The 22,497-nt window shown below is 46.4% G+C and carries 22 protein-coding genes; 10 read left to right on the forward strand and 12 right to left on the reverse strand.

Translation table 11 applies throughout. The annotated features are described in order from the left end of the window. The first annotated feature begins 112 nt into the window (after positions 1-112). The 4 genes from hisA to AACV78_RS13050 all read left to right on the forward strand — a co-directional run bounded on the left by hisA (position 113) and on the right by AACV78_RS13050 (position 3,122). Positions 113-886, forward strand: coding sequence for a 1-(5-phosphoribosyl)-5-[(5-phosphoribosylamino)methylideneamino]imidazole-4-carboxamide isomerase (gene hisA, locus AACV78_RS13035; RefSeq protein ID WP_194012067.1), 774 nt, complete (start codon positions 113-115; stop codon positions 884-886). A gap of 141 nt (positions 887-1,027) precedes the next feature. Next, complete coding sequence (locus AACV78_RS13040) at positions 1,028-2,401, forward strand: cation:proton antiporter (RefSeq protein ID WP_228042221.1); 1,374 nt, start codon at positions 1,028-1,030, stop codon at positions 2,399-2,401. A 95-nt stretch (positions 2,402-2,496) separates the two neighbouring features. Next, entirely contained in the window at positions 2,497-2,778 is a 282-nt protein-coding gene (locus AACV78_RS13045) for a DUF433 domain-containing protein (RefSeq protein ID WP_194012069.1), read from the forward strand. Then, entirely contained in the window at positions 2,775-3,122 is a 348-nt protein-coding gene (locus tag AACV78_RS13050; RefSeq protein ID WP_194012070.1) for a DUF5615 family PIN-like protein, read from the forward strand. Before AACV78_RS13045 ends, AACV78_RS13050 begins: the two co-directional genes overlap by 4 nt. 343 nt (positions 3,123-3,465) lie before the next feature. Here the strand turns inward: AACV78_RS13050 and AACV78_RS13055 are convergent, their stop codons facing one another. From AACV78_RS13055 to AACV78_RS13065, 3 genes are all read right to left on the reverse strand, one after another. Then, on the reverse strand, positions 3,466-5,640 hold the full coding sequence (locus AACV78_RS13055) for a glutamine synthetase III family protein (RefSeq protein ID WP_194012071.1): 2,175 nt from the start codon (positions 5,638-5,640) through the stop codon (positions 3,466-3,468). A 530-nt stretch (positions 5,641-6,170) separates the two neighbouring features. Next, positions 6,171-6,422, reverse strand: coding sequence for a hypothetical protein (locus tag AACV78_RS13060; RefSeq protein WP_194012072.1), 252 nt, complete (start codon positions 6,420-6,422; stop codon positions 6,171-6,173). A gap of 71 nt (positions 6,423-6,493) precedes the next feature. Beyond that, positions 6,494-7,096, reverse strand: a complete 603-nt coding sequence (locus AACV78_RS13065; protein ID WP_194012073.1) for a 2OG-Fe(II) oxygenase — start codon at positions 7,094-7,096, stop codon at positions 6,494-6,496. A 143-nt stretch (positions 7,097-7,239) separates the two neighbouring features. Between AACV78_RS13065 and AACV78_RS13070 the strand changes: the two genes are divergently transcribed. Continuing rightward, a complete protein-coding gene (locus AACV78_RS13070) occupies positions 7,240-8,352 on the forward strand; it encodes an ankyrin repeat domain-containing protein (RefSeq protein ID WP_194012074.1) in 1,113 nt (370 codons plus the stop codon). Positions 8,353-8,436: 84 nt separating this feature from the next. Here AACV78_RS13070 and AACV78_RS13075 read toward each other — a convergent pair whose 3' ends face one another. Continuing rightward, positions 8,437-8,781 (reverse strand): type II toxin-antitoxin system PemK/MazF family toxin, encoded by a 345-nt coding sequence (locus tag AACV78_RS13075; protein WP_194012075.1) that lies wholly within the window; start codon positions 8,779-8,781, stop codon positions 8,437-8,439. Next, positions 8,774-8,965, reverse strand: a complete 192-nt coding sequence (locus AACV78_RS13080; protein ID WP_194012076.1) for a hypothetical protein — start codon at positions 8,963-8,965, stop codon at positions 8,774-8,776. Before AACV78_RS13080 ends, AACV78_RS13075 begins: the two co-directional genes overlap by 8 nt. A gap of 143 nt (positions 8,966-9,108) precedes the next feature. Between AACV78_RS13080 and AACV78_RS13085 the strand changes: the two genes are divergently transcribed. The 3 genes from AACV78_RS13085 (at position 9,109) to AACV78_RS13095 (ending at position 15,359) form a co-directional block, all read left to right on the forward strand. After that, positions 9,109-11,670 carry a glycoside hydrolase family 31 protein gene (locus AACV78_RS13085; RefSeq protein ID WP_228042222.1) on the forward strand — a complete coding sequence of 854 codons (2,562 nt, stop codon included), beginning with the start codon at positions 9,109-9,111 and terminating at the stop codon, positions 11,668-11,670. Positions 11,671-12,197: 527 nt separating this feature from the next. Then, positions 12,198-13,385 (forward strand): Fic family protein, encoded by a 1,188-nt coding sequence (locus tag AACV78_RS13090; protein ID WP_228042223.1) that lies wholly within the window; start codon positions 12,198-12,200, stop codon positions 13,383-13,385. A gap of 108 nt (positions 13,386-13,493) precedes the next feature. Beyond that, positions 13,494-15,359, forward strand: coding sequence for an ABC transporter ATP-binding protein (locus AACV78_RS13095; protein ID WP_228042224.1), 1,866 nt, complete (start codon positions 13,494-13,496; stop codon positions 15,357-15,359). Positions 15,360-15,771: 412 nt separating this feature from the next. On the opposite strand, the gene AACV78_RS13100 is transcribed toward AACV78_RS13095, so the two are convergent. Next, positions 15,772-16,194 (reverse strand): hypothetical protein, encoded by a 423-nt coding sequence (locus tag AACV78_RS13100; protein WP_194012518.1) that lies wholly within the window; start codon positions 16,192-16,194, stop codon positions 15,772-15,774. A gap of 288 nt (positions 16,195-16,482) precedes the next feature. Here AACV78_RS13100 and gnd point away from each other — a divergent pair, with 288 nt between their 5' ends. Further along, positions 16,483-17,937, forward strand: coding sequence for a decarboxylating NADP(+)-dependent phosphogluconate dehydrogenase (gene gnd / locus AACV78_RS13105; RefSeq protein ID WP_194012519.1), 1,455 nt, complete (start codon positions 16,483-16,485; stop codon positions 17,935-17,937). Positions 17,938-18,010: 73 nt separating this feature from the next. Here gnd and AACV78_RS13110 read toward each other — a convergent pair whose 3' ends face one another. From AACV78_RS13110 to AACV78_RS13120, 3 genes are all read right to left on the reverse strand, one after another. Further along, a complete protein-coding gene (locus tag AACV78_RS13110; RefSeq protein ID WP_194074295.1) occupies positions 18,011-18,430 on the reverse strand; it encodes a DUF6334 family protein in 420 nt (139 codons plus the stop codon). After that, complete coding sequence (locus tag AACV78_RS13115; RefSeq protein ID WP_194012521.1) at positions 18,417-18,686, reverse strand: hypothetical protein; 270 nt, start codon at positions 18,684-18,686, stop codon at positions 18,417-18,419. The genes AACV78_RS13110 and AACV78_RS13115 overlap by 14 nt, the downstream gene beginning before the upstream one ends. Positions 18,687-19,005: 319 nt before the next feature. Further along, complete coding sequence (locus AACV78_RS13120) at positions 19,006-19,965, reverse strand: NAD-dependent epimerase/dehydratase family protein (protein ID WP_194012522.1); 960 nt, start codon at positions 19,963-19,965, stop codon at positions 19,006-19,008. A gap of 262 nt (positions 19,966-20,227) precedes the next feature. Here AACV78_RS13120 and arfB point away from each other — a divergent pair, with 262 nt between their 5' ends. Beyond that, positions 20,228-20,641 (forward strand): alternative ribosome rescue aminoacyl-tRNA hydrolase ArfB, encoded by a 414-nt coding sequence (gene arfB / locus AACV78_RS13125; RefSeq protein WP_194012523.1) that lies wholly within the window; start codon positions 20,228-20,230, stop codon positions 20,639-20,641. Between the two features lie 113 nt (positions 20,642-20,754). On the opposite strand, the gene AACV78_RS13130 is transcribed toward arfB, so the two are convergent. From AACV78_RS13130 to AACV78_RS13140, 3 genes are all read right to left on the reverse strand, one after another. After that, a complete protein-coding gene (locus AACV78_RS13130) occupies positions 20,755-20,958 on the reverse strand; it encodes a helix-turn-helix domain-containing protein (RefSeq protein ID WP_339383616.1) in 204 nt (67 codons plus the stop codon). 56 nt (positions 20,959-21,014) lie between these two features. After that, on the reverse strand, positions 21,015-21,296 hold the full coding sequence (locus tag AACV78_RS13135; RefSeq protein WP_194012524.1) for a helix-turn-helix domain-containing protein: 282 nt from the start codon (positions 21,294-21,296) through the stop codon (positions 21,015-21,017). Between the two features lie 210 nt (positions 21,297-21,506). Then, a partial coding sequence (locus AACV78_RS13140) for an RNA-guided endonuclease InsQ/TnpB family protein (protein ID WP_194074296.1) occupies positions 21,507-22,497 on the reverse strand: 991 nt, incomplete at its 5' end.

Here is a 22,497-nt window from a genome sequence, read left to right on the forward strand (position 1 = left end):
TCAGTCGGTAGGGGCGGTGGATGGTGCGTGCGGGCCCTCTTAGCAGCTAACAGTCAACAGTTAACAGTTAACAGTCAACAGTTAACAGTCAACAATTACCAATTGTCAAATCATGAATATAATTCCAGCGATCGATCTATTGGACGGAAAATGCGTCAGATTGTATCAGGGAGACTACGCTAAGTCTCAAACTTTTAACGACAATCCGGTAGAAGTCGCCAGACAGTGGGTAAATCAAGGCGCGACAATGCTGCATTTGGTAGACCTCGATGGGGCAAAAGCGGGTCATCCCGTCAATCAAGCAGCCATTGAGGCCATTGTCCGCGCTGTAGACGTTCCCTGTCAACTAGGTGGCGGAATGCGCGATCGCGCTTCTGTTGCTGCTATCCTCAATTTAGGAGTCAAGCGCGCCATTCTTGGGACTGTTGCTGTCGAAAAACCGGAATTAGTCGGTGAATTGTGCGCCGAATTTCCCGGTCAAATTCTGGTGGGAATCGATGCCAGAAACGGTAAAGTTGCTACTAGAGGTTGGTTAGAAACTTCCGAAGTTTTAGCAACAGAATTGGCGCAAAAAATGGCCGAATTGGGGGCAGCAGAAATTATTTACACTGATATTCACCGCGATGGTACTATGGAAGGGCCGAACTTGGAATCTTTGCGCGAAATTGCTAACGCTATTTCGATTCCGGTGATTGCATCGGGCGGCGTTAGTTCGATCGCAGATTTACTCAGTTTGTTGGCTTTGGAACCAATTGGTGTCAAAAGTGCGATCGTCGGTAGAGCAATTTATACCGGTGATATCTTGCTAAAAGAAGCAATTCAAGCTGTCGGACAAGGGCGGTGGCAAGATGTTCCCCCAGATTTGGGTTCTTCGAGTTTTGCTTGAACATCTGAATCAGCACAACTAGCCTTTAAAAAACCGGAGTCCTTGAGTTTGTTTGCATCCAAAATTATCTGATTAGAATGTCTTTCTTATCTTCATTGCACCATGTTTTTTAACCCAACAATTACAGCTTTAAGTTCTGGGATGGCATCTTTAACTACTCCCATACCTTTGCTAGCAACACTCGATCCCGAAAATTCGCCGCTCGTTCTGAGCGGAGTTCTGCTCAGTTTGGTAGTGATTTATCTTGCCAGCAAATTAGGCGCGGAAGCGGCTATGAAGTTTAATCTTCCACCAGTTTTGGGCGAACTTGTAGCAGGGGTGATTGTTGGCGTATCCGCTTTAAACCTGATCGTTTTTCCCGAAGGCGGACTGTCAGCTTCCAACTCAGGAATTATGACTGTTTTGCAGTCGATAAATTCTATGTCCCCTGCCGCCGTCACCAGCGTGTTTGAATCGCAGAGCGAAATCGTTTCTGTGCTGGCTGAATTGGGGGTGATTATTCTACTGTTTGAAATTGGTTTGGAGTCGGATATCAGACAACTCAAAGAAGTGGGAATTCAAGCCACCTTTGTCGCTGTTGTCGGCGTAGCAGTTCCCTTTGTTGCGGGTACTGCGGGCTTGATGATAATTTTTCACACGGCGGCGATTCCGGCAATTTTTGCAGGGGCTGCTTTGACAGCAACCAGCATCGGAATTACCTCGAAAGTTTTGTCTGAATTAGGACGGCTGAAATCCAAAGAAGGTCAAATCATTGTCGGGGCGGCAGTAATTGACGACGTGCTGGGAATTATTGTCTTGGCGGTAGTTGCCAGTTTAGCGAAAACAGGTGAAATTGATGTTGTTAATGTCATCTATTTAATCATTGGTGCAACTGCATTTTTGCTAGGTTCAATTCTGTTGGGCGGCATTTTTAATAAAACCTTTGCCGCAGTAGTTGATAAACTCAAAACTCGCGGTAATATCGTCATTCCGGCATTTATATTTGCTTTTTTCATGGCTTTTATCGGCAACGCAATTCATCTCGAAGCGATTTTGGGTGCCTTTGCGGCTGGTTTAGTGTTAGATGAAAGCGATGCCCGCAATGAGTTGGATGAGTTGATTAAACCCGTCGCTGATTTGTTTGTACCCATCTTTTTTGTGACGGTGGGAGCGCGCGCCGATTTGGGCGTTTTGAACCCAACAGTGCCGGATAATCGGGCGGGACTTTTGATTGCCGTGTTTTTGATTGTAGTGGCGATTTTTGGCAAGTTGATAACTGGTTGGGCGGTGTTTGGTCAGCCTGGAATCAATCGATTGGCGATCGGAGTTGGGATGATTCCTCGGGGCGAAGTTGGGTTAGTTTTTGCCGGTATCGGTTCGGCTAGCGGGGCTTTGGATAAGCCGCTGGAGGTTTCGATTATTATCATGGTAATTCTGACGACTTTTTTGGCTCCGCCTTTTCTACGGATTGCCTTTGGCGATACGGTAGAGCCTCCTGCTAGCGGGGAACCTTCCAGCGAGAAATTAGGTTTGTAGTGAGGATTTTAGTCCTAGCTGGTTCCCAGGCTGGAGCCTGGGAACCAGTTAAAGCACTATAATTGTGGAAAATACTTAATCTGGTATTTGCAGTTATGGTTCAAACAACGGAACATCTTTACATTGTCAGAGATCAGCAAATTTTGAGCGGTGAGCCGATCGTCAAGGGCACGCGGACATCTGTTAGGGCGATCGTTGAAACTTGGCGTATGGGCATTTCACCTGAAGAAATTCCCAATGGTTTACCTCACCTAACGCTGGCACAGGTATTCGATGCGTTGAGCTATTACAGCGACCATCAAGATGAGATTAACACATATATTGAACGCAACCGAATTCCTGATGATTTAATTGACCCGTTGGTGCGAGATTTATGAGTAATTTGTTCATTTGTTTGTACCTGGATGAGGATGTTAATGTATTAGTCGCAGATTTGTTGAAAGCGAGAGGCTTTGATGCTCTAACCGTAAGAGACGCAGGACAGCTTCAGGTAAGTGATGAAGAACAACTTGCTTACGCTGTCAGCCAAAGAAGGACGCTGGTTACGCACAACCGAAGCGACTTTGAAAAACTTATACAAGCTTATTTTGATACCTCACGAACGCACTACGGAGTAATTTTGGCTTTTCGTCGTCCACCCCAAGAAATAGCACAACGATTATTAGTAATTTTGAATCAAGTAACGGCGGATGAGATGGAAAATCAGGTTCGGTATATCTGATTGCTCAATCTGTAGGCTGTGCAACGCGATCGTCCTCGATTGCTACTCATTTTACTCGTTACGGTAGGCCTAGCGGCATATTTAGGAATGAAAATTTAATCACTTAAGCGATTGCTCGTTACTTTCGCTCTGCCTGGTAATGCAGGTGCGGAGGAAGAGCCTCCTTCTTTCTGGCAAGTTAAAAGAGAGAGGACTTTAGGAGGTGCTTAAGTTATTAAGTTTTCGATCCTTAGCAAGAAATCGGGTTTCTAGCAATGATGTAACAAATCTAACCTACAATTTATAAAAAAAAAATAAGGACACGGCACTGCCGCATCCCTACAGAAATTCACTCTATTTGCTATTACTTAACAAACAGCATTTCTTGATAAGTAGGCAGCGGCCACAAATCATCAGCCACTTCACCTTCCAAAGCATCAGCATACTCCCGAACCTCATCCATCAAAGGGCGAATTGTTTGCGAAGCGTACTGCATATGCTCGTCTGTTGTAGCAAAATCGTGCTTGCTCAAAGCATCACTCAACTTGCTCGCGGTATCCATCATTGACTTAACCAGAGCAGCTACTTTTTCGGCAGTTGCCTTTTCCAATTCAATGCCAATTTCTTTCAACTTATAAATCGTGTTAGAAAGATCGGACAAATAGCTCACCGCTGCCGGATAAATTATAGTTTTTGTCATGCTCAGTACCAGTTTTGCTTCGACTTCTATTGCCAGCAAATACTGCTCTGCATACACATCATAACGGCTTTCTAGTTCAACCGGAGTTAGAACACCTGTCTTTTCAAACAAGTCTTCAACGTATCCTTCCTTCAACGCCGACAAAGCATCTGCCGTAGTCCGCAAGTTGGCTAAACCCCGTTCTTCAACAGCCATTTTGTGCCATTTTTCCGAATAGCCGTTACCGCCAAATATCACTGCGCCGTGGTCGTCCATCACTTCTTTCAGAAGTGTTTGGATGGCAGCATTCAGTTCAGTTCCGTTAGCCAAATCGCTTTCTAATTTGTTAGCAACCCAATCCAAAGAATCTGCAAGAATTGTATTCATCGCCACCAGCGGGCCGGAAACAGATTGACTGGAACCTACGGCGCGGAATTCAAAGCGGTTTCCCGTAAAGGCAAAGGGCGAAGTCCGGTTTCTGTCGCCGGCATCTTTGATGAAGGTAGGCAGTGTTTCTACGCCTAAATTCATGATTCCGCCATTTTTAGAACCTTTAACTCCGCCCTTGCTAATTTGCTCGAAGATATCTTCTAATTGCGAACCCAAATAGACGGAGATAATTGCTGGTGGAGCTTCGTTGGCACCCAAACGGTGGTCGTTGCTGGCAGTTGCAACTACGGCACGCAATAAGGGGCCGTATTTGTGAACGCCGCGAATCACAGCGCCGCAGAATACCAGGAATTGTATGTTAGAGTGCGGTGTATCGCCGGGGTCTAATAAGTTGCCTTGGGTGGCGTTACCAACTGACCAGTTGACGTGTTTGCCGGAACCGTTGATTCCCGCGAAGGGCTTCTCGTGCAGCAAGCACATAAAACCGTGTTTCTTCGCTGTGTTGCGGAGAATTGTCATGGTTAATTGTTGGTGGTCGCTGGCGACGTTTGCTGCTTCAAAAACTGGTGCAATTTCAAACTGACCGGGTGCTACTTCGTTGTGGCGGGTTTTGGCAGGAATTCCCAGGCGGTACATTCTTTCTTCTACTTCTTGCATGAAGACTTGAACGCGCTCTGGGATAGCACCAAAATAGTGGTCGTCAAATTGCTGACCTTTGGCGGGAGCTTTGCCAAAGAGGGTGCGACCTGCTAGCAGCAAGTCTGGGCGGCTGTGGCCGAAGTTGGAATCTATAAGAAAGTATTCTTGTTCGCAACCGCAACTGGAATTTACGGGTGCAACTTCGGTGTTTCCTAACAGCTTTAAGACTCTGGTTGCTGCTTTGTTCATGGCGCTAATGGAGCGCAAAAGCGGGGTTTTCTTGTCTAGGGCTTCACCTGTCCAAGAGATGAAAACAGTGGGAATGCACAAAGTCATGCCGTTGTCTGTTTCCATGACATAGGCGGGGCTGGTGACATCCCAAGCTGTGTATCCGCGAGCGGCTTCGGTGGAACGAATGCCGCCGTTGGGAAAGGAGGAACCGTCGGGTTCGCCTTGTACTAAAAGTTTACCTGCAAATTCTGAGATGACGGAGCCGTCGCTTTGGAGTGAGATGAAACCGTCGTGTTTTTCGGCGGTGCTGTTGGTTAGCGGGAAGAATACGTGGGCGTAGTAAAGGGCTCCTTTGGAAATGGCCCAATCTTTCATTGCTACTGCAATTACATCAGCTACGGAAGGATCGAGGGTTTGCCCGGTTTGAATGGTATTTTTTACTGATTTGAAAATATTTTTGGGCAGTCTTGCTTGCATTTGGCTCAGACTAAAAACGTCTGTTGCCCACATATCTTCTAACCGCTTGAGAGGCTTGGATGGGGTCAGTTTGCGGTTGACGATTTGAGAAATTGCTTGAACGCGCGATTGGTTTCCACTCATGGTTATTTTTATTGGGATTAGGGGAGCAGTAGTTGTGAAAAATAGTGGTTAGGGCAAGTCTAACCGTTGATGAATCTGTTAGATTTACTAACATTTTTAGTCAAGGCTAACTTTTTGGAGAATGCCTTTTTTGGCAGGATATGAAGAATTAGATGAGCGAGGCGCAATAACTTCGCTTTCTGTGTTGCTGAGAATCCAGTGTTCGATAGATGCGGTGGGATTTCAGTTCTTAGCAATAAAATAGATGACAAGAGACTGTACTAACTTTAGTTAACATCATAGATGTGGTCGCTGCACAGATTTAGTAGCTCATTTTAACCCTGGTAAGCTCAAAAACTTTGTGCTAGTCAATTCCGATTAATTCTGGTCAAAACTACTTGTGGTTTTTAACGGTTCAACGATCGATAAATCGCAGCCCAGCAAACAACGCACTCGTTTATTGTTTTGGGGAATTATGGAGACTACACAACCTACACTTGGAGAGTGTAAGCAATCATTAACTTAATTAATGTAGCACAGGCTACAGAATGTTACTTTTTTTTGCGGAATGGTCGATCGCCCGATCGCGCGTAACCGCAAAAGTTGAGTTTGACAGGAGGCCTTTCTACTGAAACGGCGGGCGATCGCAGCAATTGTAGGGTGCGCCAGTAGTGGGTTATTCGGATTATTGAGAGTTGAAATTTGAGAACCGCTATAGCTGATCTGATGTCGGTTGAATTGCGCGCGATCGAACTTTGTCGCGTCGTGTGGGCGGGTTTATAGATATTGTGGGTTTGAGTCATCAATTTTTGGTTAACCAGCCCCTACAAGTATTGTGGCTAATTTACAGCAGGTATCAGCGATCGAATACACCTTACTTACTTTTGGCTTTCGCGGCCCTTGACTCCACCGTAAATCCGGGAATATCTGACAATTCTGTGGCGCTCAAACTGTACTGTTCGCAAACCAAACTTAAACGACTTCCGGTACTGTTAACGGCGTTGACAGAGTGAGTCAAATCTCCTTGAAAATAGATGAGTGAGTTGGCTTGTGGCTTAATCTGTCCGACTTGCTGTTTGTTGCGCCGCAGTATCAATTCTCCTCCTTGCAAGTTTGGCGGTACTTGTACGTACAAAACGCTGACGGCGGCGGGAGGTTCGACGGTTTTGCAGTACGATCGCAAAGATCGATCGATATGCGGATCGACACGGGAACCTTCACCCAGCAGCAGGGGATTGAGATAAAAAGCGTTGCATTCAGGGTTTAATGCTCTGTCTAGATAGGGTTTGAAGAATGGGAAGCGGCGCTCTACTTCCGCAATTTCGGAACGCTTAAACACCACCGAAAAGCCTTTTGTGCCAATGAAATCGCGGTTGAGGTTGTTGATTGCCAGATACGGGGATGCTAGAATTGAGCCTCGCAAGTCGTTGAGATAGTCGATCGAGAAAGCGTTAGGATGTTGGCTGTAATATTTCAAGGCGCTTAAAAATCATCAAAGTTTAACGGAAACAGCGGATAGGAATGCAGCAATCGCTGGTATTTGGGATTGTTTGGTTCCTCGCGCGGGATCTGTGGAAGTTAAAAATTATAGTCTATTCCAGGAGCGACTGTAAGATAATTATGCGTTTTTTTCGTTTTGGCTGTCTCGGTATTTTAGGCTTGTTAATTATCCTCTCGGTTGCGCCGCGAGAAATCATGAAATCGGGTATTCGCAGCGCTACTTGGAGTCCAAACGGCCAATATGCGATCGCCATTGTCAGACATCCGATGCTGTTTTCTATGCCTGGTGGGGGCAGCGATGCGCCTTGCGATGTATTTTTGTTCGATGCGTCTGGAAGGGAGTTGAAGAGTAAAAGTTTTGAGATGGTGCAACTTGTGTCTGCGGGCTGGCAGGGCGATATCGTTGAGGTTGGGATGTTCGATCGGTGGGAATTGCCCAAAATAGATAATATCAACATTCTGCTGTTTAGTGCGGCTTACACGGGCAATTTAGCGGAAGTCGAAAAGCTGCTGCAAAAAAATGCGGATGTTCATTTCAAGACTTATTTAAACCAAACACTGTTACACGCGGCTGCTTTTGGCGGGAATCAGACTATTGTACAGTTGTTTCTGCAAAAAGGATTGAATGTAAAGGATCTCGACAAAGCAGGACAAACTGTCTTGCACATGGCGGCTGCTGGAGGGGGTAGCGGGGTGATAGACTTATCGATCGCCAGCGGTGCAGATATGGAGGCGATCGATCGCAATCAACGCACGGCACTCAATATCGCAGCAGAAAGCGGTAATTTTGCAGCAATGAAAACCTTGATTAATCGAGGTGCTAATGTGAACGATGACAAAAATTTGTTTACAGTTATTAGCAGGTTTAAACCGGGAACAAAGAAACTAGAGATGGTTGAATTAATCCTGAGAAATAAAGCCCAAATTCCTAAAGGATTGCTGTATAGTGCCGTGTCTCGTGGAGATATTGAGACTGTGAAATTATTGATCGATCGCGGTGCTGATGTCAACGCTCCCGATTCTTACGACCATACTACTATATTAATGAGAATTGTTCAACCTAATACTGGTATTTCTGGGCTATTAAAACCTGAATTAGTGAAGTTGTTTCTTTCCAAGGGTGCGGATGTGAACGCTCGTAATAAGAATGGTGAGACGGCTTTAACCATTGCTGAAAAATCATCAACTTCGGAGATGGTTAAGTTACTCAAACAGCACGGCGCTAAAAATTAAGCGGTTTTCTGACCATCAAGATTTACATTAAAATTGAAAATAACAGCTAGTACAGGCTCTGAGAGAGCTACTGATTATCAGTTATCAACCCATGCCTTCCTCAGCGCTTGCGTCTTTAAATCCCAACCATAAGAGCACAATTTTTTCCATTTCCGTCATTTGCTCTGTTGTTAGACTTCCCAAATTTCGCAGCAGCTTGGCGTGAGGGATTGTAATAATGTTCTGCACATCAAATACTCCCGATCGCAAAAAGCGAGTTTTAATCTCTACCTCAAATCTCGATCGGCGCGAGCTTGTTGTATGTGGAATTATAGTCGCTAATGCACGGTCTATATCCCAAGCCGGAATACTAATTACTAGGCACGGTCTGACTTTCGCTACGTAACCTAGATCTACGAGCCCAACCTCTCCGCGATTAGGACTACTCATAAGCCGATTCTTCTCGATCTAACTCTAAAAAAATTTCTTCAGCATTCAGAACTAAATCATCGTCAGACAAAGGTGGCAAGTCTAAATGAATGACTCGTTTCAAAATTTCTAACGCCACTTCCAGCCGCTCTGAGTCTGGTAGGCGATCGAAGGTGTTTAGGAATTGTTGTACTAAAGCGGTCATAGTTATTTTCCTGAGACACGTTTTTAGTATAACACAAAATCTATCTGTTCGTTGCATTTACCATGACTGCTTATAACCTCAGAGAGAGCGCATTTTCTTTCTAAACTGCCATTATAGTTAGAAACCGCAATCTCAAACTACCCATGCCGCAATACTTCGGAAAACTCCAAACCACAGAACAGCCTTGGTCAACGATCGACTCCGTACAATCGATCGCTCGAACCGAGCGCACAATTCACTTCAACTGTACCAATTCCGCTCTCAAAATCAGTGTCCTCGCACCGAATTTAGTCCGAGTGCAAATGTTGCCAAACCCCCCCCAACCCCCCCTTAGTAAGGGGGGGCAAGAAATGGAATTCTCACCCCCCCTTGGTAAGGGGGGGCAGGAGCAAGAAATGGAATTCTCACCCCCCCTTGGCAAAGGGGGGCAGGAGCAAGAAATGGAATTCTCACCCCCCCTTGGTAAGGGGGGGCAGGGGGGGGTAAAAACTCGTAGCGTAGCGGGGCGTAAGCCATCGCACTCAGTAACTGTCCCCGACGAACAGTGGGAAATTGTACCCTTTGAAGTGCGAGAAACCGACGAAAAAATAGAAATTGAAACAGCACAAATAATAGTTTCTGTCACGCGATCGCCCGCTGCAATCGAATGCTTCGACAAATCGGGAAAACCCTTTGCTAGCGACTGCGATCGCAATATGGGATGGCGCGCCGGCGCAACCGCAGGCTGGAAGCGGATTGAAGCCGACGAACACTTCTACGGTTTCGGCCAGCGCACCGGCTTTCTCGACAAACTCTCCGAAGTCAAGACAAACTGGACAACCGACGCGCTAGACTACAATTCCCTCACCGACGAAATGTACCAGGCGATCGCATTTTACATCGCCCTAAGTCCCGATCGCGCTTACGGCATCTTTTTCAACACCACATTTTGGAGTCAGTTCGACATCGGCGCCGAAAAACCGGGAGTTTTGCGGATGGAAACCAGAGGCCCGGAACTCGACTACTACATCATTTACGGCCCGGAACCCGCCCAAATTCTCGCCACCTACACCCAGTTAACCGGTCGGATGCCACTCGCGCCAAAATGGGCGCTGGGATACCACCAGTGCCGCTGGAGCTACGAATCCGAGGACGTTGTGCGGGAGTTGGCCCAGGAATTTCGATCTCGCAGCATTCCCTGCGATGTCATCCACCTCGACATCGACTATATGCGCGGCTACCGCGTTTTCACCTGGAGCCCGAAGCGTTTCCCCGATCCCGCGAAACTGATCGCAGACTTGAAAGCAGCGGGTTTTAAGGTGGTGACGATTGTCGATCCCGGTGTCAAGTACGAACCGGAAGCAGATTATGAAATATTCGATCGCGGTGTGGAAAACGACTATTTCGTCCGTACCGCAGACGGAAAGCTTTTCCACGGCTACGTTTGGCCGGATAAATCGGTGTTTCCCGATTTCCTGCGGCCGGAGGTGCGCCAGTGGTGGGGCGAATTGCACAAAACCCTGACAGATATTGGGGTTGCGGGGATTTGGAACGACATGAACGAACCTGCGATCGCAGAACGTCCTTTTGGCGACGGCGGCGAACACATTTGGTTTCCGCTGGATGCGCCGCAGGGCCCGGATGACGATCGCGCGACTCACGCCGAAACGCACAATTTGTATGGGTTGATGATGGCGAAAGCTTGTGCGGAAGGGTTGCAAAAAGTGCGATCTGGCGATGGCTTACGCCCCGCTACGCTACGGTCTTTTGTGCTGACGCGATCGGGATTTGCGGGCGTACAGCGTTACTCTTCCGTGTGGATGGGCGACAATCAATCGCTGTGGGAGCACTTGGAAATGTCGCTACCGATGCTTTGCAACATGGGGCTTTCCGGCGTAGCGTTTGTCGGTTGCGACATCGGCGGTTTTGCGGGGAATGCAACGGCCGAAATGTTCGCCCGGTGGATGCAGGTGGGGATGCTGTATCCCTTGATGCGCGGTCATTCTGCCATGAGTACGGCGCAGCACGAACCGTGGGTTTTTGGATCTCGCACTGAACAAATTTGCCGCGAATACATCAATTTGCGCTATCAGTTGTTGCCTTACATTTACACGTTGTTTTGGGAAGCTGCAACGACGGGCACGCCGATTTTGCGACCGTTACTTTATCACTTTCCGCGCGATCGTACAACTTATCACCTTTACGATCAAGTATTGCTCGGCCCGTCGCTGATGGCTGCACCTGTTTACCGGCCTGGAGTTGAGCACCGCGCCGTGTATTTGCCGGAGGGTACTTGGTTTGATTGGTGGACGGGCGAATGCTATCAGGGCCCGACGCATATTTTGGCCGATGCGCCTTTGGAGAAAATGCCGCTTTACGTGCGCGGCGGGGGGATAATTGCGTTAGCGAAGCCCTCGGAGAGGATCGCACCTGTGAGGCAATTTGTCAGCGAACAACAGCTTGATTCATTGAAAATGCGAATTTGGCCCGGAACTGGTGAATGGACGCTTTATGAGGACGACGGAGACAGTTTTGAGTACAAAAAAGGTGTCTGGGCTACGACTAATTACCAGGTGTATTTTGAGGGTGAAAAAGTGATAGTTGAAATTGCGGCGCGGGAGGGAGAATTTGCGATTTCGGAACGTGAAGTTACTGTGGAAGTTGTTGGGGTTGGGGAACAGCAATTTAGGGATGATGGTGCGGTGCGGCGTTTGACATTTGGATAGTTTGGCATAAAGCGGTTTATGCTATGGTGGGATTCGTTTAGGGCGATCGCTCGTTCTGGCAGAGTTTGAGAGGTCAAGGGCGATCGTATCATGGAAAAGATGTGATATCAAATCCTCTCTTCATCGGAATGATGTTAACAGTTAACAGTTAACATCATTCCGATGCAACCGGAAAATATCTGAGCCTGTGATTCCCGCAAGCACGATTGGTAGCGCTTAGCCCGGAATCTAAAGCTAAAATTGATGAGGATCGAATTTAGTTTTATCCAGGGATTGTCTCGTTACGTTTTGAAATCGGTGACTATCAGTCCGTTGCTCTCAAAATCGTGGAAAATTGCGGGATTGAAAGTTTGAAAATTATCCGATCGCAACCATAACCTCTCTAGCATTACCGAAGAGTTGGCTTGTTCCCTCACTTTTATTATACTAAAACTAATTTTAGTATAATAAAAATCAAATCCGGTAATCTTATTTCACTGGAATAACATAAGATAGCAAAACCTCAACCTTTGTCCCTGAGCCACCAAATGATGCGATCTGGTCGATACGTCCAACAAATCGAAGGATACAGCGCCTTCATTCCAGCCCCACTCCCGCCAAAGCCACCGATTAAAATGGACGGCGCACTCAACCGCTTGCTTTCCGATGCCGATCGCGCTTTGGGAAGACTCGACGGCGCTACCTGTATTTTGCCCAATCCTGACCTATTTGTAGCGATGTACGTCCGTCAGGAAGCCGTTCTTAGCTCGCAAATTGAAGGGACGCAAAGCACCCTAGAGGACGTACTTCAATATGAAATTGATGTCAAAGGTCAAGAACGCTTTAAAGATGTGCAAGAGGTTGTTAACTACGTTAACGCCATGAACTACGGTTTAAAGCGGCTTCAAGAATTTCCACTTTGTCTGCGCTTGCTGCGAGAAATTCATGCAGAATTGCTCAAAGACGTGCGAGGAAGCGATCGCACGCCCGGAGAATTTCGGAAAAGTCAAAATTGGATTGGTCCTCAAGGATGTGACTTGGCTACTGCTGCTTTTGTACCTCCAACAGTGGCCCAAATGCACCAAAATCTAGATAATCTAGAAAATTTTTTGCACGATACCAATTCTTTACCTGTACTGATTCATTGCGGATTAGCTCACGCTCAATTTGAAACAATACACCCATTTTTAGATGGAAACGGACGAATTGGACGATTGTTAATTACTTTTTTGCTTTGTCAGCAAGGAATCCTGCAAAAGCCTTTGCTATACCTCAGTCATTATCTAAAATTTCACAGAATAGAGTATTACGATCGCCTGATGGCAATTCGCACTCATGGAGATTGGGAAGGATGGTTAAAGTTTTTTTTACAAGGTATTTTTGAAGTCAGCCAGTCAGCAACAGCAACAGCCCGTTCTATTCTCGAAATGCGCGAAAAACACCGCGAAATCATCGGTCAGCAAATTTCCAGCAGCAGTTATGGGCTGCGCTTACTAGAATTACTTTTCCAGCACCCGATTGTGAATATTCGTTTAGTAGAAAATGAACTGCAATGTACTTACGCAACCGCTGGTAAAATAGTCGATAAATTTGTAGAAATTGGTTTACTTCACGAAGTCACAGGTTGGCAACGCAACAGACTTTATCGTTACGAACCCTATCTCGATCTTTTTGAAAGCAGCTACACATTAATAAATCCAGAAAAATCCGATTCTCTACCATCAACTCAAAGTTAATCTTTTTCAAGATAGCAACAGTGATGCGATCGCCAAATACAATTAATCAAATCATCATCTATAATCTACCGTCCGGGGATTACTATACCCGACACCTACCCACAAATAATGCAACCCATCCAAATTACCACAGTCCAAGCTTTGCGGCGCAGCTTGGGCCTGATAATCAAAGCCGCACCAATAGAACTCCGCAATTTAATATTACTCAATATCATTCGCGGCGCGGCCCCATCTGCCGTGCTGTTCTTAAATAAATTAATCATTGACGAAGTATCTCGCCTGCTGTCGCAAACCCAAACAGCACAGCCCTTAGCTTTGATGCTTTCTCAGCCAATGTTGCTGTGGAGTATTGCCGGAGTCTTAATTCTTAAATTAGTTGGCGACTCCATCGATACAATGAGTTCCTTTACAGTAACATCTTTGCGCGATCGCCTTCAAGGCGCAGTTGAAGGAAAAGTCCTCGAAAAAGTTGCCAATTTCGACGATATCGCCCTGTTTGAAAACCCCGAACTCTTAAATATTGTAGAACTCGCAAAAACCGGAGTATCCAGAATACAGCAACTAGCATTCACCATCAGCATGACCATCACGGGAATTTTTATATTTATTCCATCTGTCAGCCTTGCTGCTGCTATAGCTTGGTGGGTGCCTCCGGTGATATTACTTTCATCAATTCCCTCAATTTACATCGAAAGAAAATATACTAAACTCATCTGGAGAGTTCAAAAAAAGCAAGCTAAAATTACTCGCGAAATGAACTTATCTGCGAGAGTATTGACTGGCGAAGAATACGCTAAAGAATTGCGTTTGTTTGGCTTGCAAGAACTTTGGCTCAAACGCTGGCAAGGTCAGTTCGTGCAGTTTTTTAGCGAGATGCAGGCAATTAGAAAAAAGGGAGCAATTGTTGTACTGCTGTGGTCTATTCTTAGTAGAATAGGAGTAGCTTTGCCCTTTGTTTATGTGGTAATCGGAGCTTTGGGAGGGCGCTATACTTTGGGAGATTTGGCGCTTTATTCTGGTTTGATTGTCCAAGTAGAAAACAGTTTAGAATTACTGATTAATAATTACACTAATTTGTACGATATTGCTCTCGGTGTGAGTCCGATTTTTCAACTGTTGGATATGAAACCAGAGTTGCAGTCTCCGCTTGGGGATGTAGCGTCTCGCCTGCCTAGTTTACCAGATGGCGGGCAAGATGACCGTGCCACACAAGATAAAATTGGTATCGAGATTAAGCATTTATCTTTTTGCTATCCCGGTAGCAGTAAAAACACAGTTACAGATATCAATTTAACCATTTATCCTGGTGAAATGCTAGTTTTTGTGGGTGAAAATGGCGCGGGTAAAACTACCCTTGGCAAATTGCTCGGCAGATTGTACGATCCGAGTGAAGGTACGATCGCCTGGAACGGCAAAGATTTGCGATCGTACTCCCTATCATACGTGCGATCGCGCATCGCCTATGTCATGCAAGATTACGCCCGTTTCCCCTCCACAGTGCGAGAAAACGTCGGTTTCGGCGACTTGCTTTCCCTGTCGGATGACACCGCCATTAATCAAGCAATTTCCGAATCAGGAATCTCCGCTAAAGTCAACAGTTTAGACAAAGGTTTAGAAACACCCTTGGGGAAACAATTAGAAGACGGTATCGACTTATCGGGAGGACAGTGGCAAAGAATTGCGATCGCCCGCGCCCTCATGCGGCTTTCTACAGCCGAAGTCCTAATTTTTGACGAACCAACCGCCGCCCTCGACCCCAAGACAGAACACGAAATTTACAGCATCTTCCGCCAAATCGCCGTCGGGAAAACAACGATTGTCATCAGTCACAGATTGGGATTGGCCAAAATTGCCGATCGCATCGCCGTGATGGAAAACGGTAAAATAGTAGAAATAGGAACCCACGACAAATTGATAGCAGCCAAGGGCATTTACTATTCAATGTTTACCCGTCAAGCTAGCAGCTATATTTAGAGTCAAACAAACAAAATTTCGGTAGGGGCGGGTTCACCAACTAGATCCAAGTCCAACAGACAATCTACATAAACCCGCCCCCACCAACCGACAGAAATACGATCGCACTTCCATCACTGCGTAGCGAGAAACCGGGTTTCTGCGACAATTTCCAGATGAATACCAGAGATATAGAAAGAAACCCGGTTTCTGAGATTCACTGCGTAGCGAGAAACCGGGTTTCTGCGACAATTTCCAGATAAATACCAGAGATATCGGAAGAAACCCGGTTTCTGAGATTCACTGCGTAGCGAGAAACCGGGTTTCTGCGACAATTTGCAGATGAGCATGAGAGATATAGAAAGAAACCCGGTTTCTGGGATTATTGTGCCTCCGAAAAGTCGTAGCGTAGCGGGGCGTAAGCCATCGCCAATTATCTCCCAGTCAGCGTATCAGCATAAGGATCTGGCAAAGCTTGCTGCCTCTCAAAAAGCGACAAAGAATCTCCAGTCAACGGTTCGCTAATCAAATTTTTTTTTACCCCATCCCCGCGCCTGTCGCGCTCTTGCAACTTCAGCAATTCCTCTTGATACACAGCAACAATTCGCCCCAAACTCACCACCAAATCATCCCAATTCTCATCTCCCACCAACTTCTCAGAAATCCCCTCAAATAACTCTCCAGCTTGCCTTTTTTGAACATACGCTTTCAAAAGCTTTCCCGACTTTTGCAAAACCGCCTGATAAATGTCCCCATCAGACCACCACAGTCCCTGTTGACTCAGCAGCCAAGTTAAAATATACTCGCGAGCGTGCTGTTCCTTCACCCAGGCAGCAAGATACTGCAAATCTTCCATAGTTACAAAAGTCTCCTAAATTTTCCTCAAAATGTGCGCTTGTTTGTATCTATCGTTACTGCGATCGGCACAATAGCGGCCTTAGCATCACCAGTCCTTGTCTTTAATATCCCTTAAATCTTAAAAAAACCCTACTGATTTACCAAACAGCAATTCTTACAATATAAAAATAAACCTAAACCTCCTCGGTCTATTGTCCAATACTTTAGTCCCCCGGAAAGCGGTATACCCCGCCTCGCTTTCCTCTATCTCAAATCAAACCTCAAGCGAAACTAGCGGGTTATTAGCATGACAAAGCAAAATTTTGGTTTAATCGGTTTAGCCGTAATGGGCGAAAACCTAGCCCTCAACGTCGAAAGCAGAGGCTTCTCGGTAGCTGTATACAACCGCACAACAGCTAAAACCGACGAATTCATGGCCAAACGCGCCCCCGGCAAAAACATAGTAGCCGCCAAGACTCTGACAGAATTCGTCGATATCCTAGAAACCCCGCGCAGAATCTTAGTCATGGTGCAAGCTGGGAAAGCCGTAGATGCGGTTATCGACCAGCTCAAACCCATGCTGTCACCGGGCGACATGATTATTGACGGCGGCAACTCCCTCTACGGCGACACCGAACGCCGCACCAAAGATTTAGAAGCAGCCGGACTGGGATTTGTCGGCATGGGCATCAGCGGCGGCGAAGAAGGCGCGCTCAACGGTGCTAGCCTGATGCCCGGCGGCACCCACGCCGCTTACGGCATCCTAGAGCCAATTCTCACAAAAATAGCAGCTCAAGTAGATGACGGCCCCTGCGTCACATTCATCGGCCCTGGCGGTGCCGGTCACTACGTGAAGATGGTGCACAACGGCATTGAGTACGGGGATATGCAGCTCATTGCCGAAGCCTACGATTTGCTCAAAAACGTGGCGGGACTCAACGGTCAGCAGTTGCAAGAAGTATTTGCCGAATGGAATACCACCGACGAACTCAACTCGTTTTTGATTGAAATTACCGCTAACATTTTCAAGTACATTGACCCCGAAACTAAGCAACCCTTAGTTGAGGTAATTATGGACGCAGCCGGTCAAAAAGGCACGGGCCGCTGGACTGTCATGAGTGCTTTGGAATTGGGCGTGAGCATTCCCACAATTATCGCTGCGGTGAATGCGAGAATCATGTCTTCTTACAAAGAAGAGCGCGTCAATGCTTCCCACGAACTGACGGGGCCTACCACCAAGTACGAAGGCGATACTAAGGAGTTTGTCAACAAAGTTCGAGATGCGCTTTACTGCTCGAAGATTTGTTCCTACGCCCAAGGCATGGCGCTGTTGAGCGCGGCCTCGAAGTCGTACAATTATCACTTGAGTTTGAGCGAAATTTCCCGAATTTGGAAAGGCGGCTGTATCATTCGGGCTGGATTTTTGGACAAGATTAAAACAGCTTTCAATGACGATCCGGCGCTGCCGAATTTGCTGTTAGCGCCGGAGTTCAAACAGACCATTCTCGATCGCCAAACAGCTTGGCGCGAGGTGTTGTCTACGGCTAGCCTGCTGGGGATTGCAGTACCGGCCTTCAGCGCGTCGCTGGACTACTTCGACAGCTACCGGCGCGCCAGATTACCGCAAAACCTGACGCAAGCTCAGCGTGATTATTTTGGGGCTCACACCTACGAGCGCACCGACAAACCGCGCGGTGAATTCTTCCACTCAGAGTGGACGCAGGCTGCTCAAGAGTCGCTGCAAACCGGCACTACAGACTAATTCGGTGTAGGGTGCGTCAGGCGCGCCTCATCCGTGTAGGGTGCGCCCGCGCACCTTACGAATTGAACCCGTATCAAAATACTTGACTGTACTGCAAGTCTGTAACAGATTTAACCCGGGAAACAGGCTCGCAGAGAAACACTCGCAGAGATGAACATTCAGCAACAAAAGTTATGTTAGGATGTAGATATTCAAACGCGAAAATTACTTGATCTCGATAGCCTTGGTTGTTGTCGCATACCCACACCGCCATCAGATTTTTACCAATAAAAGACTCACACCAAAATGGAGTATCTGCCACAGCAGGAACTGTAGCAGTTTCTAGTAATATCTCTACCTCGTCAGTATCAGAAATTGGCAGCAGCGTAATGGTTTTATCTTGAAAAACAAGTTGAACTTTATCTAGAAACAATAGATTGCCACCATCTTCTTTGTATTCAAGAACGGAAACTGCTGTCAGAGTTTGTCCTATGGGAAATTCATCTATTTCCATATTTATCACGACGCTTTTTCCTTGCTTGTTTAAGCATTTTAATTGCTTTTCTTGCCTCTTCATCTCCCTCTGTTGTCAGATTTGCTAATGCACCAACTGTGAGATTACAATAATCTGTTCGGAGTTCGGAAATCTGACCTTGACCGCCTCCACGTTGTCGAATGGCATCAGCAATAATCTCATCTTTCATGTTAACAAGATTGCCGATTATTTTGATGCCACCAAGCGTAAGTTTGACTCCCTCCTGTTCATCCATTCACATTACTTTCGTGATTTACTGTGCCCGATCATATTTTACACATTGAATTTTGCACCGTCAAATCTTGACTTTTTTGTAAAATACTTGAACTATACTGCCAACAGTAAGCCCGTAGGGTGCGTCAGGCGAAACCATCGCCAAAGTGAGAAAACATTCAGCCCGCTGGGCACCCTACAATAACTAAAAGTTAGTCAACTGTGAAAAACAGATACTGCGATTGCTTGGTTCCTCGCAATGACACAAAAAAGCGCTAACAATGGCGTATTGACATATAGAAGTTCTGCATCGCGAACTAATTACCTGAAATCCCAACAATTCAACTAGCACTCGCTCCCCAGGTATCAACTGTTTGCTGCAAACCTTCTCGGTAGCTTGCATAGCGCGGACTCCACCCAAATTGTTTGCGGAATAAATCGCTGTTGACAGTAGTAGAAAGCTTTAATAATTCGACTTGTTGAGGGGTGACAACTAACACCAGTGCCAGCGGTGTCAGCCACATGGGAATGTGTCCGGGTCGTTTTCTGCCCAGGGTGAAGGCAAATCGATCGATAAAATCAGCAAAAGACACCGGCACACCATCGACAACGTTAAAAATTGCACCTTTCGGTTGCTGTTGGGCTACCTGTACCAAGGCCGCCGCCGCATCCTCAAAATGCAGCCAGTTTCCCAGATTGCTGTCAGGCCCGGCAAAATAGGGACGGCCGAGTTTGAACGATTTGATGTAAAGTTTCAAGTCCTCAGATTGCGGCCCGTACAGGTATCCCATCCGCAATACACAAGTCGGAATCTGACTGTTTGTCACCTGATTTTCGGTGGCGATCGCCATTTTGAAAATTTCGTCATCTCCTGGTACGCTCAGCGGTGTGTTTTCTGTTGCTTCCTTGGTGTTACCGTACAAAAAAGTGTAGCTGGTGTGAATTAGCAACTTAATATTTGTGTCTTTTACCGCTGTCAGCAGTGCGCCAGTTGTTGTCGAAAGCGTTTGATCGAATCCTTTCCAATCTTGCCCGTCGCTGAGCAGGGTATTTGCTTTTTGCGGGGTGAGGTTGACAACCACATCTGGATTGGCGGCGAGAATCGCATCCCTGAGTTCCACACCGCTGGAATGGTCAGTTTCTACCGCAACTCCGCCGGCTGAATGCACGGCTGCTGCACCGTCTTTTTCCTGTGTCAATCCAGTTACTTTGTGTCCCTGCGCTACAAACTGCCGGACTGTTGCTTGTCCGAGTTCGGAGTCGGCGCTGGTAATAACAATGCTCAGCTTTATATCTGCCATCTGCTGGATCACCTATTTTTTCTGTTTCTACATACTTAGTATTTTTGCCACCTCAAAAGCGACTATCTCTTGGTAGAAAAAGTAGTGATTCGGATTTATGCAGGAGGGATGAGAAACCGGGTTTTTCGAGAAAATATTTAGTTGTAACCGGCAGTCAGGGTAAAAAAACCGGTTTCTGTGGTCTAGATGTGTCAGTCGCGGTTATTCTAAAGATTAAGTTACCAAAATTTTCTCTACAGCTTGCCCGATCGCCCGCCCAATCATGCTAGAAATTTCCAACACAGTATTTATTCCAGATCGCGAAATCGAGATTAGCGCGATTCGCTCCCAAGGCGCGGGCGGGCAAAATGTCAATAAGGTGGCGAGTGCTATTCACTTGCGCTTTGATATCCCAGCTTCCTCATTGCCCGATCGCTACAAGCAGCGTTTGTTGCAAATCAACGACGGGCGCATCACCTCCGAAGGTGTGATTGTCATCAAAGCGCAGGAACACCGCAGCCAGGAACAAAACCGGGAGGAGGCTTTGAGACGGCTGCAAGAACTGATTAAAAGTGCGATCGTCATCCCGAAAAGGCGCAAACCCAGCAAAGCGACTCGCTCCTCCCAGCGCAAGCGTCTTGACAGCAAAACCAAGCGGGGGCAGATTAAGGCTCTGAGAGGGAAAGTCACGGATTGAGGGATGAAAGGTCGATCGGGCTTTTTTACTTTTTATTGGTCAGGATTTTGTGGGCCTAAATCGTTGGGTAAATCGTTAAGCGTTTTTCCCAGAGCTTTGCAAAGGGCTTTCATTTAAGCAATAGTCAATTCGGGTTCGTCTAATCCTCGCTCCCACTTGCTAATGGCTTGCTGACTTAGGATTTTTGTGCGGGTTTTGTCGGGAATTTGTTTTGCTAAGGCCGATTGCGATAAACCCACAGCCTCCCGCCAGATTTGCAGTGCTGGTATATCTTTGGAATCTTGAGTTTGTTTATTTTGGGGCAGATCATAGCAAATTCACAGCCAAAGTTGTTGACAAATCGACGATCGAGATCGTGATTTAGCTGTGCTTGTTAGTTGTCGTTCGGCGAGGGCTCGCGACTTGGTAAGTCATCGGGAATTTCGGTTACGTCTAATCCTAAAAGCTCAAACATAGTTTTTAGAGAAACCTGGTACAGGTTAGCCATCGCAAGTATGTTTTCAGCATTAGGTAGAGCCTTGCCTAGTTCCCAGTCAGCTTGTCTTCGCTCGGAAATTCCGATTTTTTCTTTGACTTGAGGGCGTGTTAGTCCAGCTTGTTCTCTGAGTCGTCTCAATGGAGACTTCTCCTTTTCTTGTAAATCTTCTTCAATCATAGGACGAAATATTCATGATGTCAACGTCTTGACAAACAGTTTAATAAGACGTAAACTTCATGTTGGTAGGCAAAACAAAGGCGGCCGAGCGAGCCGAACATTCAAAACGTGCAGGTTTGAATAACCGCCTTATTTGCAGTGTCTGTCAATTGTGCTTGCATACCCAAGCTGATTTTTGGAGGTTGGGCGCATACCTCAAGCCTGATACATTTACGCGACAGTTACCCGGCAATTACCGGACAAAGTAACGAGAGCACTATCACCCTCATAGGAGATAGAGGCGGTATCCCGCAAAGCTTTCAGTAGAATACCAAAAGCACCATTGTAATCCCGTGGGATTGAGTAGCCACACTCAGGGCAAGTAAACACTTTAGGACCACCTAACTTTTGATGTACGTGACCGCAATGAGTACAAGTTTTAGATGTGTACTCTTCAGTGACATCAATCACGCTGACGTTTCTGATATTTGCCTGATGTTTGATGGTTTGTTTGAATCTATAATGTGCCCATGTCAACATGGCTCTAGCAGTTTTTGAACGAATCTTTCTTCGTGCCTTGGCTACCATTTGGGAAGACTCAAAAGTAGGAAGAAATATGATTCGATAGTTGCTAGTTAAATAGCAAGCGGTTTGTTTCTGGCATTCGTCTACTAAATTCCGAATCCGTATTCTCATCCGATGAGCCGCTTGTCTCATCCGTTTTTTGCACCGTTTCTCGGCTTGAGATATTCGGCTCATTAAGTTATCTAAGTGTTGACAGAGACGAGCTATTCGTCCCATGTCACCACCTCCAAACTCAAGGAATTTATTGCCATCAAATCCGGTCATAAATGTTCTTACGCCGGGATCTAATGCAATAATTCCCGTCGCCTCCGCAGGCTGCAAAGTAACTGGCAGAGGAAACACCCCAAACCAACGACCCTTGCAGTAGACTAACTGAGTACCTCGCTCGCACTCAGGAATTACCTCAGAAGTATGATAGGTTAATCCTTTGGTTAAGGAAGGATACCAAGTGCCTTTGCTGAAATTTGAATCGTTAAATTTGATGGTTTGAGAGTAATCTCTGATGCTACGGAATTTGGCGTCTGAACTTGCCTTAAATGCTCGGTGAGCATCAAAGATAGCATTCTGTCTGATATGACAAGGCGTTTCTTTTACCCATTCTGGTAAATCGCCTCGCATCACACAGTTTCGTAATTCC

Origin of the sequence: Tychonema sp. LEGE 07196 (assembly GCF_963890365.1) — a bacterium.
GTDB lineage: Bacteria > Cyanobacteriota > Cyanobacteriia > Cyanobacteriales > Microcoleaceae > Microcoleus.